Below are 16,934 nucleotides of genomic sequence, written 5' to 3'. Positions count from 1 at the left end.
GAGGGCGACATGCCGTTGCTCGCAGATATTCAAACGCTATCCCCGGGTGGTTACGTCGAGATGTACGAGCTCGATGCAACGAGTATCGAGCCTAGCCTGATGTTTCACTTCCATGGCTACCCCGACGTCGCGTCGATCTGGTGGCGTGGTGTGGAGTACACGGCGTGGCCGATTCTTGGCGACGGTTTTGCACTCATCGGGGAGGGGCAGCAGGAGACGCCCACGGTTTCGGTAGGCGATTTCGAGGGGGCTATCTCGGCTATGTGCGTGCTTTACGAGGATCTCGTCGGTGCAGTGTTTCGCCGCCGTCGAACGCTCGCACACTATCTAGATGCTCGAAATTTCCCGGAAGGCAACCCGTCGGCAGATCCGTCGCAGGGAACAATTACCGGCGAGTGGCGTATCGAGCAGAAAACCAACGAAGAGCCGGGGATTCAGGTCGACTTCGAACTTGCGTCGTTGCTCGACTTTGGCGATGCGCAGATCCCCGCTAGAACCATTGTTGCCAACTGGTGCGACGTCGAGGAGTATCGCGGGCCGGAGTGCGGTTACACCGGCACGCGCTGCTTCGATCGTAAGGGCAACCCCGTCGACGATCCGTCGCTCGATGCGTGCGGCCGTGCAATGAGCGATTGCAAGTTGCGATTCGGCGAGTGGGAGCCGATACCTTTTCGCGCCTTCCCGGGCGCAGGGCTGAACCGATCATGAACGAAACCACGTTGCAAGCCATCCGCGAGCACGCCGCCAAGGAATACGAGAACGAGCGTCGGGAATGCTGCGGCCTCGTCATCATTGAGCGAGGGCGCGAGGTGTACGTGCCGTGTTCGAACAAGGCCGCGCGCAATCCGCGTACGGGGAAATGGGATAGTTTCATGCTGCCCGCTGATGAGTATTCCGCAGCCGAAGATCTGGGCGAGATTGTGTGTGCAGTGCATTCACATCCCGATGCGTCACCCGAACCCAGTCAGGGGGATCTCGTGAGGTGCGAAGGCTCTCGCCTGCCGTGGCTGATTATGGCTTGGCCGTCCGGCGAGACGAAGATGATCGAGCCACGTGGCTACGTGGCCCCGCTCGTCGGCCGATCCTTCCATCACGGTACGCTCGACTGCTATGCACTTGTGCGCGATTGGTACGAGCGGGAGCGCGACATTGTGTTGCCGGACTTTGGCCGAACGGATGGCTGGTGGGACGACGGGCAAAGTGACTTGTATCGGCAGCACTATCGCGACGCTGGCTTCGAGGATGTTGCTGATAGTCCGGCCGCCGTGCACCGCGCGGTTCGCGATTTGCAAGTCGGCGACGTGATCCTGATGCAGATTCGCAGCAAGAACGGTGTCCCGAACCATGCCGGGGTCTACATCGGCGACGGTTGCATGCTGCACCACTTACACGGGCGCCTCTCTACGCGCGACGTATATGGCGGGTACTGGCTCGATTGCACCCGTCACGTGCTGCGCTACGTGCGCGAATGATCGAATGAGTCTGACGCTTCTCAAGGCCCGCCACGAGCGGGCCTTTTCTATGGGGTCCCGCAAATGACCTATACGACGATAAGGCTCTACGGATGGCTAGGGGCGCGGTTCGGTCGCGTGCACCGCTTAGTGGTGGCGTCCCCGGCCGAAGCGATCAAGGCACTTAGCGTGATGGTCCCGGGCTTTAGGCAAGCGCTGATGGAGAGTCAGGATCTCGGGATCTCGTATGCCGTGTTCGTCGGCAAGCGAAACCTCGGCTATGACGAGCTGCGGACATTCGCCAACGGCGAGGACATTCGCATCGCTCCGATCTTGCAGGGGGCGAAGGCTGGCGGCGTATTTCAAACGATTCTGGGTGGGGTGCTCTTGGTCGCGTCGATATGGTTTCCCGCCGCTGCGCCGCTCGGGATTTCGATGACGCTCGGCGGCGTGACGCAGTTGATCTCACGTCAACCGAACGGCGTCGCGGCGGCCGACTCACCGGACAACGGCGCTTCGTATTACTTCAACGGGATCGTCAACACCGAAGCGCAGGGGAACTGCGTCGGTCTGGCATACGGCCGCGTGATTGCAGGTTCGGCGGTGGGTTCTGGCGGCATTTATGCGGAGGATCAGCAGTGAACGCATTGATGGGATTCAAGGCCGAGAGCGAGGTGCGCCAGCCGGTGGAGTCACCGGACAGTTTGCATAGCGTCGCGACGGCCAAGGTGCTCGATATCGTGAGCGAAGGAGAGATCTACGGGTTCGTCGACGGGTTGCGGTCTGTATTCGTGAATGAGACGCCGCTACAAAACGCGGACGGGTCGTTCAACTTCCAAGGCGCTACGGTCGACTTCCGGCCCGGGACGCAGGATCAGACTTATATCGCTGGCCTGCCTTCGGTCGACAACGAAACCTATGTCGGCGTCGAGCTGAAGTTCGGCCAGCATTGGACGCAAGCGATCAACAATCTGAGTCTGTCGGCGGTGCGCGTCAGGCTGTCCGCTGCCGGATTGATGCAGCAGCTCGACAACGGCGATAGGGTCGGTTGGCGTGTCGAATATTCCATTCAGCTTTCGACGGACGGTAGCCCGTTCGTCGACGTGCTGAACGAAGCGTTCGATGGCAAAACGACGCAAAAGTATGAGCGCACGCGGCGCATCGATTTACCGCATGCAAAGCTCGGTTGGACGGTTCGCGTTGTGCGAAAGACGCCGCAACCGACGAGCGACACGATCTCGGGTAAGACGGTTGTCGAGGCATACACGGAGGTTATCGACGCCAAGTTGCGCTACCCCATGAGTGCACTGGCCTTCGTTACACTCCCGGCCGCTCAATTCAGCGGGAGCATTCCAAAGCGTGCCTATGAGATCTATGGGCGCATTGTGGCCGTGCCAGACAACTATGACCCGTGGACTCGCCAGTACACCGGAGCGTGGGGAGGTGCCTTTAAGCTCGCGTGGACGAACAATCCGGCTTGGGTGTTCCGGGATCTTGTGCTCTCGCGCCGTTACGGGCTTGGGCGGTACATCTCGGCCGACCAGCTCGATAAGTGGGATCTGTACACGATTGCCCGCTATTGCGACGAGATGGTGCCGGACGGTCGCGGCGGCATGGAGCCGCGCTTCACGTGCAATGTGTACCTGCAAAAGCGGGCGCAGGCGCGCAAGGTAATTCAGGATCTTGCCTCGCTGTTCCGAGGCATCGCGTACATGGCCGGAGGCACCGTGTTCGTGTCGGCGGACATGCCCAAAGATCCCGGGTACGTCTACAACGCGGCGAACGTCATCGACGGCAAGTTTCGCTACGCAGGCACGCCGCGTAAGACTCGCTTCACTGCGGCGCTCGTGTCGTGGTCGGATCAAACCGACTTCGGGCGGCAGAAAGTTGAATACGTCGAAGACCCCGACGGCATCCAGCGCTACGGCCTCCAAATCACCGAGGTCGTTGCGTTCGGGTGCACTTCGCAAGGGCAGGCGCAACGCTTGGGGCAATGGCTATTGCTCTCGTCGCGGCTTGAGCGGGGCACCGTTACGTTTGAGGTGGCATTGGAGGGGCTGCGCAGCCTCCCGGGTGAAGTGGTGCGAGTGTATGACCGGGTGCGGGCGCGGCGGATGAACGACGGCCGCGTGAGTCAGTCGTCGGGGCGGTCGGTTACGTTGGATCGAGAGCCATACGCGTCTGCGGGCGACACGATCACGATCAACATGCCGAGCGGTCAGAGCGCCACGCGCACCATCGAGCTTATCAGTGACCGGGTTGTGACCGTAACGCAGGACTGGCCCGAGGAAGTTGCGAAGCAAGCGGCATGGGTGATCGAGACCTCGGATCTCACGGCGCCGCTCTACCGGGTTCGATTGGTCAAGGAAAAGCGCGCGGGCGACAAGCTCACGTTCGAGGTTACGGCCGTGCAGTACGAGCCGGGTAAGTTCGAGGCGGTCGATCACGGCACGCGCATTGATCCGCGACCGACTGTCGTTGTGCCTCCAAGCGTGCAGCCCCCGCCCGATAGCGTGACGGTTTCCGCCTATCACGTGATTAATCAGGGCATCGCTATCACGACGATGGTAGGCGAGTGGCCGTCAGTCAAGAATGCCGTGCAATACAGCGTGGCGTGGCGTCGTGACAACGGCGATTGGGTGTCGATGCCGACAACGGGTAGCACGAGCGCAGAAGTGCAAGGGATCTACGCGGGCACGTATGTAATGCGGGTTCGTGCGATCAACGCGCTGGGGGTGATGTCTGCCGCGACTTATTCGGTGGCGACGTTACTGGAAGGTAAGACGACGCCGCCGCCAGTGGTCACAGCACTTAGCGCCAGTCCGCTGGTAATGGGCATCGCGCTTGCGTGGGGTTTCCCGCCCGGGCCGCTCGATATCGAGCGAACGGAGATCTGGTATTCGCTTACGGCTAACGTGGGCGCAGCGATCAAGCTCGGCGATTTTGCCTATCCGCACAACTCAACGTCACTCATGGGGTTGGCTCACGGTCAGAAATTCTATTTCTGGGCGCGACTGGTCGACCGATCCGGCAACGTCGGCGACTTTTATCCCAGTGTTGGCGGGGTGCTTGGCTCGACCGACGTCAATCCCGGCAACATTCTCGATTACATCAAAGGAGAAGTTGACGAGTCGATCATCGGAAAGAAGCTCGCTGAGCGTATCGACCTGATTGACGGGCCGCCTGAATTGCCCGGATCCGTCAATGCGCGGGTACGCGGCGTACAAAGCGAGGTTGAGGGGCTGTCGTCAGCGCTCGTAGACGAGCACGAGCAGCGCGTTACTGCGTTGGATGCGATGGCGCAGAAGGTTGACGGCGTGTATGCGCAGTTCAATCCGCCCATGGCTGGCTCGACGACGTTCAACGCTGGCTCAACGCTTGTGCTCGCAGGTGTGTGGTCCCAACAAGCTGCATGGGCCAGCGAGGATATGGCGGCGGCAAAGCGTATCGACTCGGTGCAGGCCAGCGTCGGCGACGTCGCAGCGCTCGCGAATCGAGAGGCGAGTGCCAGCGTCGAGCGCGACCGAGTGATTTCCACGCAGGTCGATTTGGTAAAGGCGAGCGTCGGCGACACCAATGCGCTAGTTACTCGTGAGGCGAGCGCAAGTCTTGAGCGAGACAAGGCGATCACGAAGCAAGTAGATGCGATGCAGTCGTCATTCGAGAACGTAGATGCTCGATTGATCGAAGAGTCTCAGACGCGCGCACAGCAGAACGATGCGCTGGCTACGAAGCTTGACGGGGTGTATGCAACACTGAATCCGCCGATGGCTGGCTCGACGTCGTTCAACGCCGGATCAACAAAAGTGTTTGCGGGTGTCTGGTCGCAGCAGTCTGCGTGGGCAGCGGAAAACATGGCCGTCGCTCGTCGTGTCGACAACGTGCAGGCATCGCTCGGCGAAACCAGTGCGGCAATTCAGGATCTGTCTGAGGCGCAGGTTTCGCTCGACGGCAAGATCTCGGCGTCTCGGGTGGTGCAGGTCAACGTAACGGCCGACGGCATTCCGTACGCGGCAGGTTTCAGCGTCGGTATCGACAACAGCAACGGTAAGCCCACGTCGCGGTTTGGCGTGCAGGCCGATCAGTTTTTCGTGCTTAACGTTGTAAACGGGAAGGTATCAATTCCGTTTGCGATCCAGAACGGCGATACGGTGATTAACAGTGCGCTGATCGGCAAAGCCACTTTGGGTAGCGGTGTTTTTGTCGAGTGGCTGGAGTCAGACGCGCGTAATGCGCTGGGGCAGCCGTTGCTGCGTCTCAACTTCCGCACGGGGCAGATGGAATTTAACCCCATGAATGCGGAAGGGCGGCGGCTCAAGATCGATAGCAACGGTGTGACGCTGTTCTTCCCGAACGGAAACATTAACGCTCAATTCGGGTGGTGGGATGCCTAGCGGATTTCGAATTCTCGATGAGCAGCAGCGAACGGTCTTCGACGGCTCAGCACGTGTGCCTCGCGTGCTGGGCATCGCCTATGCGGATGGTGTCAATCCGGGAAGCGTCTGGCACCCAGCGTTTGCAACTGGCGATATCTACTTCGCGCCCCAGCTCGCACTCCTGTTTTCGGATGTGCGGGCTTACAAGCGCCATCCCGTGATTTCAGATGCGAACCGCATGGTTTCGTGGACGTATCCCACGCCGCAAGGCACGCAGTATGGGGTGCCGGTCTACATCGTTTATGGAGTCTACTGATGCCGGGTGGTTTTCGTTGTCGTGATAACCAATTCAACTTGCAGATTGACGGGGAGTACACGAACTACGGCGTGTCGGATAAGGGAACTGTGTCGCTTGTTTGGGCCAGCATTTGGATCGGCGGGAGTGGCAATGGCGACGTCTATGCGTCCGGGTACATCGCGGATATCACATTTGTCGGTACGCAGCCAATGGTGGCGTACTCGTGCCCTTATCCGGTTGCGCAGCTCACGTGCGTGAACAATGGCAACGGTACGTGGACCGTGCGATTGCACTCGCTGTCCCCGCAAGACGTCGATTGGTATGTGTTCAATCCGACACCTGCCTATCGTGGTCCCGGGGCAGGCGTGCGAATTTTCAACGAGGCGCAGGTGCCGGTGTTTGACGCTCGCACGAAATATGCGCGTGTCGCCGACGTGCTTTCGGGGCGTATTGCCCGCGACAGTGACGGTTACGGGCAATACGCGTTCCCCGGCGCGTTCACGCAGCCGTACTCATACCCGGGGCGCGGCAAGCTCGCCGTGGGCGCTGTTCTGACGCCGATCACGACGCTTTCGGGCGGTCGCAAGGACGAGGGCGCGTGGAGTGGCATCTTGGGTATGGGCGGATGGTCGACCGGCTCGGGTGTCGTTTATCAATCGTTCTATCACTGGCGTTTTGGTCCGAAAGCCCCGAACCCTCCCGCCTATAACTACGACTTTGGATCGGCACTTCGCTGGAATGCGATGGTGCTCGACGTATCGGCGCTCTAAATCTTTGAGCAGTTCAACAGCAAGGCCACCTTCGGGTGGCCTTTTTTATTTGGAGGTGCATATGGATGTGTTGCTCGGGTTTGTGGCGGTGGGCGCGGTGGTGGCGTCGCCGCTTCTGACGATCTGGTTTGTGGGGCGCTAATGGAGTTGCAGACCTTTCAACGCGCTACAGGAACCAGCGTGAAGCTTGCCGCCCGGTGGGCCGCACCGGTTTCATTGGCTATGTCCGAGTTCGGGATATCGACGCCTGAACGTCAAGCGGCCTTTCTCGCGCAGATCGGGCACGAGAGTGATGGCTTCGCGACGGCACAGGAATACGCGAGCGGAGCGGCTTACGACACCGGCGCGAAAGCTATCGCTTTGGGCAACACGCCGGAAGCCGACGGCGACGGGCAGCGATACAAGGGCCGAGGGCTAATCCAGATCACGGGGCACCGGAACTACGTGCTGTGCGGGATGGCGCTTGAGCTGGACTTGCTGGAGCACCCGGAGCTGTTGCTAGAGCCGATCAATGCCGCTCGCTCGGCGGGCTGGTACTGGAAAAACTCGGGTTGTAACGCGTTAGCGGATCGGGGCGATTTCGTTGGGCTTACGCGAGTCATCAACGGCGGCACGAATGGCCTTGCGGATCGGCAATCACGGTGGAAGCAGGCCAAGGCTGCTTTGGGAGTGTGAGATGCAAAGAGACATTGTTGCGCGCGTCATGTACGCGTTGTTCGCTTTGTACATGGCGGTCGCTGCGTTCGGGGCACCGGATTCACTCGCGGCCTTTATGGTCGACTTCAGTGGGGTGGCGGGCGGCCTGATTTCGTGTGGGACTGCTGCGTTGGCCGTGGCCTTGCTGGCGGACGTGGTTGTAAACGACGTGATGCCGACACGGTTCGCTTTGCCTTGGGCAGTGCACCTACGTCACTGGTTTTATGTGGGAGTGGCGTTCGGATATCTCGTGCCGCCGTTCGTCGCTGTGCAGGTACTTCGAGCTGCAAGCGTCGGATTCGGAGATTGGGCGGTGTATGCACTTCACGTCGGAATGGCTTGCTTTGGCGTCGTGCTCGCGTTGCGCGACGCCCTTCAAAAACATCGCACTCAACGGGGGATGGTGTGCAACAAATTATCAAGCTGACGTGGGCAATCTGGCTGCTTTGCTGGGCGACGGCAGCCATCGCCGGTAGCTCGGTGACGTTCGATCAGGATCTTGCGAACATCGCACCGGCCGCCATCGTTCTGACATTGGTGTTTTCGCTGCTCGGTGGGGTCGCGAACACGTTGCAGAAGCTCGCGCGAGTTGACGCACCGCCTGTTCGCTCAGTGCCGCTTGAAGTTGCGAAGGATCTGGTCGTCGGCGTTGTAGCGGGTCTCGCGGCGTTCTTCGTGGCCGAGTGGATGGAGTGGAAGTGGGCGCTTGAAGCGCTGGCTATCACGCTGGCCGGGTACGGCGGATCCCGCGTCCTTGACGCTGTACTGAATCGCGGACTTCAGGAGGTGGATCGTGGGCGTGCTTGACGTTACAGCGTGGACATCCAAGGGCGGCCTCATCGTCGCGCTCTTGCTTTTGGGCGTGCTCGCTGGATTCGGCGGCGGCTGGGTGGTGAACGGTTGGCGCATGACAGCGGCAATCGCTGAAGAACGTCATGCGAGAGCAGAGGATCGCGCGTCAGCGGCAGAGGCCGCGCTGGCGGATTTTGTGAAGGGGGCCGACTTGGTGAGGGACGCGGCTAAGTCGTATACCGACGAGCGTGCTGCGATTGTCGGCAAGCTCGACCAACTATCGAAGGATTTGAAAAACTATGCGAACGAAAAGCCTCTGCCTGTTGACTGCCGCCCTGATGCTGGTCGGCTGCGCAGCCTCTCAGACGCAATTGACGCCGCCAAGCAAGCCGCAACTCGATAGTGCACTTGCCGCAGCCTGCGAGGTGCCGGACGCCCCCGCACTTGCCGATTACGACGTGTGGCAAGTGTGGGTGCAGGAAAAGTTACTTGGGGCACTGGTTGATTGCGCTCGCCGCCACGCCAAGACGGTAGCGGCGTGGAGCCGTTAATTGCTCACGTCAGGGGGCGGTTCTGTGGCCCCATCTTCACGAACCAATGCCTCCAGTTTTGCCCATCGCTCGAATTCATCAAGCAGACGCGTCCCCACGTGAATTCCCAAGGATCCGGTGAAGTTCATGCCGGTCTGGAAACTGAGGATCAAGCCTGTGCGCTGAAGGCTGGTGGCGACTGTGCTTTGCTCGTGAGTCAAAAAGCCGCTCGCATGTAGCTCGCGTTGCATATCGAGGTAACGCTTCTGCAACTCTTGGGAATTCTGGGGCTGTAATGCTTCAAGCCGCACGTTATAGCGCAGTAGGCTTCCGAGATAGATGATCTCGTTTCTCCGGAGACCAGAAATTAGATCTGCGTAATAAAGGAAGTCGTCGGCTGAGATGGATTTTTGTTCTTGTTGGCCCGCGAGGACTCTTGCCATCAGACGCAAATTGTTGCGTGCTGCGCCCTCCTGCGCGGCCCGAGCGTACCTGTATGCAATTGCCGCGACGCCATCGAGATCCGAGACGTCGAGGTTGCGGTCGCCTCGGCGCAGCTCTTCTTCAATAATCTGCGTCGCATTCTTTACGCGTGCCTCTAGTAGACCGGTAAGAGCTACAACCATACCAGTGCCGCCCAACGTGGCAACCAGACTGTTTTGTGCTGTCAGGGCATCCGTGACAGCAGCTCCCACGATGCTGATTGCCGTTAGCGCTCGGCTTTGTGACATTCGTTCACCCCCCGCTTAGAGAAACGACTCGTATCCGAAAAACAGGGCGACCGCTCAGGTGTTGCAGCATCTGAACAGTCACCTGACACACTGAGTACCCAGTGAGCCAAGCCAAGGCCCTGCTACCTTCCTAGGAGGCGGGGCGAATTGTAACAAAACCATAAGGCCCATACTCATGACGAAACCCATCATCCCTTGGATCGGCGGAAAGCGCCGTCTTGCGGACGATCTAATCCCCCGCTTTCCAGCACACAAGACATATGTCGAGGTGTTCGCTGGAGGTGCAGCGTTGTACTTCATGCGGAACCCGGCACCGGTCGAGGTGATTAACGACATTAATGGCGAATTGGTAAACCTATATCGTGTGGTGCAGAACCATCTCGAGGAGTTCGTGCGACAGTTCAAGTGGGCGTTATCGAGCAGGGAGGTGTTCAAGTGGCTGCAAGACACGCCGCCGCGCGTGCTGACGGATATTCAACGTGCTGCGCGGTTCTATTACCTTCAGCAAAATTGCTTTGGTGGGAAGGTGGAAGGGCAGAGCTTCGGTACGGCTACTACAGCACCGCCCGGACTCAATCTTTTGCGCTTAGAGGAGAATTTGTCGGCGGCTCATCTCCGTCTGTCTAGTGCGTACATCGAGAATATGGAGTGGTACGCATGCATCGAGCGCTATGACCGCGAGCAGACGTTCTTCTATCTTGATCCGCCCTACTGGCAGACAGAGGGTTACGGCGTGGCGTTCCCGTTTGCTGAGTACGAGCGCATGGCTGACTTGCTTCGAACGATCAAAGGGAAGGCGATTGTGAGCCTAAATGATCACCCGGATATTCGGCGTGTATTCGCGGGGTTCGAGATTGACACGTGCGATATCAAATACACGGTCGGCGGTAATGACAAACCCGTCGACCGGAGAGAAGTGATTATCTACAGTTGGGACCGGCACGCGGAGCCAGCGGGGCTCTTCGGGTAAAGTTGGCGCACGTGTGCCGCACTTCGCGTTTAGTTCCGGGCGGCGGCGTAGCGTGCTAAAGAAGGTCACGCCGTCGCGGTGTCTGTCGGCTCGGTGTTTGCGGTCAGCGTGAGGTGTAAGCCAAGGGCGCTTACTACCTTTACGATGGTCGCAAATTCGGGGTTTCCCGTGTCTGACAGCGCACGATAAAGCGCTTCACGAGCGATCCCGGAGTCTCGTGCAAGTGCGCTCATTCCTCGCGCACGGGCAACCGTGCCAAGCGCCCGCTGAATCTCTCGCGGGTCGCCTCCTTCGAACGCGAGCGACAGGTAATGTCGGATCGTCTCGTCGTCTTGTAGCGCCTCTGCGGCGTCAAATTCCTTCAATTCGCTAAGTTTCATTTCTCAATCCTCCAGCTCGTCGGCCAACTTCTTGGCACGCTTAATGTCTTTGGCCTGCGTCGACTTGTCGCCCCCGCATAACAGGACCACAAGCACGGCTCCACGCTGCACAAAGTACACGCGATAGCCCGGGCCGATATCCACCTTCAACTCCGACACGCCTTCGCCCACCGGCTTGACGTTCCCCGGGTTGCCAAGGGCGATGCGGTCGAGCCGTTGAGCAATCGCGGCAACGCCTTTTTTGTCCCGCAAGCCGGAAAACCATTTGCTGAATTCAGGGTGTTGGAGAATTTTCGTCATGATTTAAATGTAACCCATGGGTTACACAATTGCAATGAAAAGTCGCTTTGCAAAAATCTACTCATGACGGGTCGGGGAAGCGTTTGCGGAGCCAAGCAACCACCCGGGTGTGCTGTGCTTTGGCGTCTGCGTAGGTGAGCGCGTGCCCTGCTCGCCCGTGATAACGTCCGCCAGTGATGGTGGTCCAAAAGAAGGCGCCGTGCTCGTCTGGCATGCCTGCGAAGAACGTGAAAACTCGAACGTTAGTCGGCGGTACCTCCGTCACCCATCGAGGGCACAGTGGCCCGGCCATCCATTTACACCAGTCGGCCCAATCGCTCGCTGGCACAACGTTATGCTCCGTATCGAGCATGTACCTATCGCACGGTGAGTTTGATGTGTCAGACAGGATGTGCGGCATGGTGCAAAATATAACACTGTGTTTTTGTACAGTATATCTGGTTTGTCCGAGTGCAACGAAGTCAAGGGGGAGAAATGGAATTGACGCGGGCCGCAAAGCGGCGCTTTGACATGCTGCTACACATAATCCCTTACTACAAAATGTCGGTTGAATATGGCTTGCATGCTTTGCAACTGGCAAGCAAGCACAATCAACTGGCGCCGTTGAGGGTGTACGTCGATCAAGAGGCGGAACCTGTACACGAGACGACGGTTAACATGTACACGCATCCGATTTCAAACATGGCAGCAGTTCATTGCCGCCTACTGCTTGAGTTCGTGGGGCTAAGGAGTGGGGGGCAGCTTTCGGACCTTGTGGAAATAAAGGAGCGAAAGAAGGGGGACGTGGGGATAGAAGATTTCTGGGATATCGGTGGTTCCCCTTTGCATCGGCTGCCTCTAGGCGTGGTCCATCGCTTCCCTCAGCCTGAGAAGGTGCGGAGAGCGTGGGTAGCAACATGTGACTTTGCAGGCCAGCGTCTTGCTCATGCAACATATGACAACAAGCTGAACGGGGTTGATGTCACCCCCATGCTCCATCTCGCATTTGAAACTGTCCCGAGAATTGTTGGCGATGAGTTTTTGGCGAAAGCGCAACCGCCTTTTCCATAAAAATGACAAATCCGTACGTTGAGGATTTCTAATCGAAATATGAGATAAGTAGGTGTGCAGAGCAATGTAGAATTCTTGATTCCACTATTGATATTCGAGGTGAATTTATGCCGGAAGTATTCAAAGCGCAGGCGCAATATGGGGATTGGGTCGGTGATGCTCACGCTGACGACGCTGACTTGGCTGGCATTCGTGCTTGGATCGCGGACCAAGGACTCCTCAAAGAGGGAGAGACGGTGGTCGGTGTCAAGTTCTACGCTGGCGCTCACGACTTCATTTCGATCAAGGCACTGGTTGTGCCCGAAAATACGTACGACACTTCCAAGGCGTACATTGATGCCAAGCGCGCGCAGGGCGCGATTCCTTTGAGACAGGTCGACTTGGCCTTGACCGCTGCCGAGTTCCTGCGCCATTTCAAGCGCTTCAGCGTTGTGCTCGGTGTAAGAGGGCTCTTGCAGGTCGGGGATGAATACGAGCCACAGTAATTTTGGATTCCAGCCAGCCTACGCAGCGGGTCTTTAGGTAACTGGAACGCTGGAGGGGGTGCTTCGGGGTGGTGTTGTTAGTAGTCGATTGATATTTAAGACTTTCAAGCGGCCTGCAAAGCCGTGTACGCCGGTTCGATTCCGACTCCCGCCTCCAAAATTCAAAAGCCCTGACTTGTCAGGGCTTTTTCTTTTTCCGCGCCAGAATTCGCTCCCTATACCGCCTCCTTTGTTTTAAGAGGATGGGCCGTCATTGCGTGAAAATAGATGTTCTGTCGCTTCAATTCGTGGCAATTTTCGATTGACCCACGCCCGCGCTCCGGGCACTTCGACTTATGAACCAATCTGATCGGCCAACATTGGCGGGCTATTTTTGCATGTTCTATGCGATGTCTACGCTCGTGGCTTTCTACTGGGTCTATGCATCGCAGCAGTCCCGTGGCGCGCCACTCACTCCGGGATCAACGTTATCGATTGGCTGGCAGTGGGTAATGACGGGGTTGGGTGGCGTAGTCAGTGCGATCTGTGCGGTCGCGCTGCTGCGGCGGTTGTCTTGGGGAAGGACTGTGCTCATTGCCCAGTTTCTGCTGAGTAATGTCGCGGGCTTGTTTCTGTACGAGGGAAGTGTGGTCTTCCAGTTGTTCGGGGCCCTGGTTTCGGCGGTGCCGTTGATGATTCTCTTTCGCGCGCCCATTGTGCGGGCAACCGATAACCGTCGGCGTTCGGTAGAGGAAAACATTCAGCGCGCGGTTGGGCTGGGTTTTTTCGGTTTCGCGACGCTTCTGCTTTACGTGACCATTGGGGCGCTGTTCAACGGCACGTCGCCGACGATGAGTTCGGTGGCCATGACGAGCGGCCAAGCACTCGTGAACCTCGGTGCGGCGTTGCTAATCATGTGGATCGGCGGTGTGATTTGGCAGGAGAAGCGGTCAGCCCAGCACGTCGCGGGACTCTTGTTGGTTGCGCTTGCGTCGTTTGAAGTGCTTCAGTGCGTGATGAGCTACGTCTATGTCCGAGTTCAGTATCCGCAAGCCAGAGGACTTTTCCATTGGGATGCCACGCTACAAGTGCTGCTGATCTTGTCGATCGTGGGGTTCGCCTTGCTTGGCCTTTCGCGAAAGCATCAAAGATCGTAGTGCTCTGGCATTAATGCTTATCAAAAAATAGACGCGTCATTGCCGCAAACGTGTGGCAATCCCCCGCGCCTCAAATATCGGCTAGTATGCGACCAAGTCACGGGTCGCAATAGGCATCCTGGCCCTTGTCGCCGTTCGGGGGACTGCCGCTGCTTGGCGGTGTGTGGAGCTCGGGGGAGGCTTGCAGAATGTTCAGACGGCTGTCGCTCATTTCGGCATCGATTGCGCTCGGTTGCGTCGGCACAGTGCTTCCTGTGCTGACCAGCATCTACATCGCGCGCGAAGACGCGCAAAAGCGTGAGCAAGAAGAGCTCCAGCAGTTCGCGCAGAAGGCTGTCATGCGCGCGGAGCAGGTCACCTATCAGGCGTTCGCTGCCATCGCAGACTTGTCTGCCGGTGCAGAACCTCGCTGTTCCCCCGCCTATCTTGCGCGAGCTTCCCGCGTCATCTTCAACTACGGCTACGTTCAGGACGCAGGCGCGTACGGCGACTCGCAATACCTTTGCTCGCCACTGCTTGGCGACGTGCGCGACAAGCATTTCAAACTCCCGGCACCGAGTTGGCGAAGCAACGACGGTTATCTCGTCTGGCTGCGTCAGCACAACCCCATCAGCGACGTTCGCGACGACATTCAATTCGGGCGCGACGGCAACTACGTGTCGATCAATCCGCAATCGTATGTGGACATCATCGACCCGGCCCGCCGCCCGATCGCTGCCATCAACATCGATACCAACGGCGTTCTTGCCATGTCGTACGGCGCCGATCGCGACGACATGCTCAACGCGTGGCGGCATGGCGGTCAGATCAAGAGTGATCAATGGCATTACGCCGTTGCCCGTTCGTCATCGCGCCCCATTGGGGTCATCGTCAAAGCGCCGCGCAGTGGGTTAGTCGCCGGTTGGACGGGGCTGCTGGCGTTCTGGCTTGCGATTGGCGTGGCGGTGGGCGGATTGATTGGATGGCTGTCGTATAAGCGAATCTCACGACAAGTGTCGTTCCCCGCTACGCTCGAATGGGCGATTTCGCGCCGGTATATCGACGTGCATTACCAACCGATCGTGCGGCTGGAGGATGGCGTGTGCGTCGGATGCGAGGCGCTGGTTCGGTGGAATTTGAACGGCAAGAATATCCCGCCGGATATCTTCGTCGCTGTGGCCGAAGACAATGACTTAATTCAACCGCTTACCGACTTGGTGCTCGAAAAGACGATTCGCGACCTTAAGGAATTGCTGCGGGCGCAGCCATCGTTCTATGTGTCGATTAATGTTGCTGGCGAGGATTTGCAAACCGACAGGTTTATCAAGAAATTGAATGCGAGCTTGGCGGGCACGGGCATCCATCCATCGCAAATCCGAATCGAAGCGACCGAGCGGGGCATGCTCAAAGCCGACTCGGCCCGAAAGATCATTGGGGCGCTCAGGCAGGCCGGTCACCCCGTGTATATCGATGACTTCGGCACCGGCTATTCCAGTCTGTCCTACCTGCAATCGTTCACCGTCGACGTGCTGAAGATCGACAAGTCTTTCGTCGACACCATCGGGCAGGGCGCGGCATCGAGTGTCGTCGCGCCGCACATCATCGAAATGGCACACGAGCTTGGCCTTGGCATCGTGGCAGAAGGTGTCGAAACCGAGGCGCAGGTTGAGTACTTGAAGCGCAAAGGCGTCGAATACGGTCAGGGGTGGCTATTCTCTAAGGCGCTGCCGGCGGCAACGTTGAGTGCGTGGCTTAAGGCGCGTGGTACGCATTAAGCCAATCGCAATGAATCCCCGCCCCCGGTCAGCGTCACTTGATCACTCGGGCTCCACGTTTTCCGCGATTTCTTTTAGCCCGAAGTTTTCCTGAAATTTTTTGTTGGCGATTTCTTTCGGTCCCAAATATTCCGACATCCGCTTCAGTTTCCAACTGAGACAGAGCATGCCGTAATCGGAGGGGCACCGATTGGTGTCGAACGAAACGTAGATCGTCTCACCCGCCCCCACCATCAGGATCAATCGGGTCTCGTCCCTGTCCTCGCCCATCCAGAGGCTGCTCCAGCGCTGTGCAAGGTGGTACGTTCCCGGTGACAGCGTCAGCCATGAATAACCGTTGCTATCCAAATCGAAAGCGGGAACGTCGTTGAGATAGAACTTGGCCGTACGCGCGCCAAGTGCGAGGCGGTCGTAACGGTACACATAAACAAGGGCTTTATCTTCTGGAACATTCTGAACCGCTTGGAACGCCGGTCCAATTGCGCCACAAGCGGAGAGCAGTTGCGAACCGACGAGCATCAGTCCGATTGCGAGATGTCGTGTGCTAAATCCCCAGGATATTTTTTTCATCTTGTTATCGCGATTTTTAGTTTGATTTATTAAACGAATTTTTTCGCGATGTTAGCACGGTGAAACACGAAATGGCTCGCTGCCAGCAGGCACTATCCAACCCAATCACAATGAATTTGCAGACTCTCCGTCGCGTTGTGATGAATCGAAAACCCATGGCTGACGAGCGCTGACTTCACAAGTGCCAATGCCGCAGCGCAGCGTTCCATGCGGCGCCGTTGCCACGAAGGTGGGGTAAATACACCTAGCGGCAGCATGCGCACACGTCGCCCATTTAAACGAAAAGAAACGTCGACGTGCGTGCCGTCCACATCATGTCCGTTGCTGCCGAAAATATCCGCGAGCTCGTCGTGTCGCGTGGGATAGATCAAGCGAAACACAGCGATACCGAGCGAGCGAAACTGACGCCGCGCTAACCCGAGGCTCGAAGCTTTCGGCTCGAAGCCGCGTGTCAGAATCAGCGTGATCTCAGGCGGCATCTCGGATTGAATCGCCTGAAGTTTGCTCAACGCATGCGCATCCACGTAGACATAGCGTGCGGGCCAGCGGGGCCGTATTTCCACACCCGCCTCGACGCCGGGGAACAACGTAAGCAGATTCAAATGGGCTCCCTGTGGATTGATAAGTTGAACTTCCGTCACACGC

The 16,934-nt window shown here is 58.1% G+C and carries 20 protein-coding genes; 15 read left to right on the top strand and 5 right to left on the bottom strand.

The genetic code is table 11. The annotated features are described in order from the left end of the window. Nucleotides 1–9 precede the first annotated feature (9 nt). The 10 genes from PPN31114_RS17355 (at nt 10) to PPN31114_RS17310 (ending at nt 8,786) form a co-directional block, all read left to right on the top strand. Complete coding sequence (locus tag PPN31114_RS17355; RefSeq protein WP_150680755.1) at nt 10–708, top strand: phage minor tail protein L; 699 nt, start codon at nt 10–12, stop codon at nt 706–708. Further along, entirely contained in the window at nt 705–1,472 is a 768-nt protein-coding gene (locus PPN31114_RS17350; protein ID WP_150680754.1) for a C40 family peptidase, read from the top strand. Before PPN31114_RS17355 ends, PPN31114_RS17350 begins: the two co-directional genes overlap by 4 nt. A gap of 63 nt (nt 1,473–1,535) precedes the next feature. Continuing rightward, a complete protein-coding gene (locus tag PPN31114_RS17345) occupies nt 1,536–2,093 on the top strand; it encodes a tail assembly protein (protein WP_150680753.1) in 558 nt (185 codons plus the stop codon). Further along, the gene (locus PPN31114_RS17340) at nt 2,090–5,845 is read left to right on the top strand and encodes a TipJ family phage tail tip protein (protein ID WP_150680752.1); all 3,756 of its coding nucleotides are present in this window, start codon (nt 2,090–2,092) and stop codon (nt 5,843–5,845) included. The genes PPN31114_RS17345 and PPN31114_RS17340 overlap by 4 nt, the downstream gene beginning before the upstream one ends. Then, nucleotides 5,838–6,143: a hypothetical protein gene (locus PPN31114_RS17335; RefSeq protein ID WP_150680751.1), complete on the top strand. Its 306-nt coding sequence runs from the start codon at nt 5,838–5,840 to the stop codon at nt 6,141–6,143. Before PPN31114_RS17340 ends, PPN31114_RS17335 begins: the two co-directional genes overlap by 8 nt. Before the next feature lie 89 nt (nt 6,144–6,232). Continuing rightward, the gene (locus tag PPN31114_RS17330; RefSeq protein WP_150680750.1) at nt 6,233–6,895 is read left to right on the top strand and encodes a hypothetical protein; all 663 of its coding nucleotides are present in this window, start codon (nt 6,233–6,235) and stop codon (nt 6,893–6,895) included. A gap of 180 nt (nt 6,896–7,075) precedes the next feature. After that, nucleotides 7,076–7,570, top strand: coding sequence for a glycoside hydrolase family 19 protein (locus PPN31114_RS17325; RefSeq protein WP_246182612.1), 495 nt, complete (start codon nt 7,076–7,078; stop codon nt 7,568–7,570). Nucleotide 7,571: 1 nt separating this feature from the next. Next, nucleotides 7,572–8,018 (top strand): hypothetical protein, encoded by a 447-nt coding sequence (locus PPN31114_RS17320; protein ID WP_150680748.1) that lies wholly within the window; start codon nt 7,572–7,574, stop codon nt 8,016–8,018. After that, a complete protein-coding gene (locus tag PPN31114_RS17315) occupies nt 7,997–8,398 on the top strand; it encodes a phage holin family protein (RefSeq protein ID WP_150680747.1) in 402 nt (133 codons plus the stop codon). Before PPN31114_RS17320 ends, PPN31114_RS17315 begins: the two co-directional genes overlap by 22 nt. Next, nucleotides 8,385–8,786, top strand: coding sequence for a hypothetical protein (locus PPN31114_RS17310; protein WP_150680746.1), 402 nt, complete (start codon nt 8,385–8,387; stop codon nt 8,784–8,786). Before PPN31114_RS17315 ends, PPN31114_RS17310 begins: the two co-directional genes overlap by 14 nt. Nucleotides 8,787–8,930: 144 nt before the next feature. Here PPN31114_RS17310 and PPN31114_RS17305 read toward each other — a convergent pair whose 3' ends face one another. After that, nucleotides 8,931–9,644: a hypothetical protein gene (locus tag PPN31114_RS17305; protein ID WP_150680745.1), complete on the bottom strand. Its 714-nt coding sequence runs from the start codon at nt 9,642–9,644 to the stop codon at nt 8,931–8,933. Between the two features lie 175 nt (nt 9,645–9,819). Between PPN31114_RS17305 and PPN31114_RS17300 the strand changes: the two genes are divergently transcribed. Further along, a complete protein-coding gene (locus PPN31114_RS17300) occupies nt 9,820–10,614 on the top strand; it encodes a DNA adenine methylase (protein ID WP_150680744.1) in 795 nt (264 codons plus the stop codon). 65 nt (nt 10,615–10,679) lie between these two features. On the opposite strand, the gene PPN31114_RS17295 is transcribed toward PPN31114_RS17300, so the two are convergent. Together PPN31114_RS17295 and PPN31114_RS17290 are read right to left on the bottom strand one after the other, a co-directional pair. Next, the gene (locus PPN31114_RS17295) at nt 10,680–10,994 is read right to left on the bottom strand and encodes an addiction module antidote protein (RefSeq protein WP_150680743.1); all 315 of its coding nucleotides are present in this window, start codon (nt 10,992–10,994) and stop codon (nt 10,680–10,682) included. A 3-nt stretch (nt 10,995–10,997) separates the two neighbouring features. Further along, nucleotides 10,998–11,294 (bottom strand): type II toxin-antitoxin system RelE/ParE family toxin, encoded by a 297-nt coding sequence (locus PPN31114_RS17290; protein ID WP_150680742.1) that lies wholly within the window; start codon nt 11,292–11,294, stop codon nt 10,998–11,000. 474 nt (nt 11,295–11,768) lie between these two features. Here PPN31114_RS17290 and PPN31114_RS17285 point away from each other — a divergent pair, with 474 nt between their 5' ends. The 4 genes from PPN31114_RS17285 to PPN31114_RS17270 all read left to right on the top strand — a co-directional run bounded on the left by PPN31114_RS17285 (nt 11,769) and on the right by PPN31114_RS17270 (nt 15,719). Further along, entirely contained in the window at nt 11,769–12,344 is a 576-nt protein-coding gene (locus PPN31114_RS17285) for a hypothetical protein (RefSeq protein WP_150680741.1), read from the top strand. Between the two features lie 107 nt (nt 12,345–12,451). Next, on the top strand, nt 12,452–12,829 hold the full coding sequence (locus PPN31114_RS17280; protein ID WP_150680740.1) for a hypothetical protein: 378 nt from the start codon (nt 12,452–12,454) through the stop codon (nt 12,827–12,829). A gap of 335 nt (nt 12,830–13,164) precedes the next feature. Further along, nucleotides 13,165–13,965: a hypothetical protein gene (locus PPN31114_RS17275; protein WP_150680739.1), complete on the top strand. Its 801-nt coding sequence runs from the start codon at nt 13,165–13,167 to the stop codon at nt 13,963–13,965. 188 nt (nt 13,966–14,153) lie between these two features. Next, nucleotides 14,154–15,719, top strand: a complete 1,566-nt coding sequence (locus PPN31114_RS17270; protein WP_150680738.1) for an EAL domain-containing protein — start codon at nt 14,154–14,156, stop codon at nt 15,717–15,719. A gap of 42 nt (nt 15,720–15,761) precedes the next feature. Here the strand turns inward: PPN31114_RS17270 and PPN31114_RS17265 are convergent, their stop codons facing one another. Together PPN31114_RS17265 and PPN31114_RS17260 are read right to left on the bottom strand one after the other, a co-directional pair. Further along, complete coding sequence (locus PPN31114_RS17265; RefSeq protein ID WP_150680737.1) at nt 15,762–16,289, bottom strand: DUF2846 domain-containing protein; 528 nt, start codon at nt 16,287–16,289, stop codon at nt 15,762–15,764. Nucleotides 16,290–16,381: 92 nt separating this feature from the next. Continuing rightward, entirely contained in the window at nt 16,382–16,930 is a 549-nt protein-coding gene (locus PPN31114_RS17260) for a hypothetical protein (protein WP_217426959.1), read from the bottom strand. Nucleotides 16,931–16,934 lie beyond the last annotated feature (4 nt).

The sequence above is a fragment of the Pandoraea pneumonica genome, assembly GCF_902459645.1.
GTDB classification, from domain to species: Bacteria; Pseudomonadota; Gammaproteobacteria; order Burkholderiales; family Burkholderiaceae; genus Pandoraea; species Pandoraea pneumonica.
Note: the sequence above shows the minus strand (reverse complement) of the source record. Positions and strands in the feature narration are given on the sequence as shown.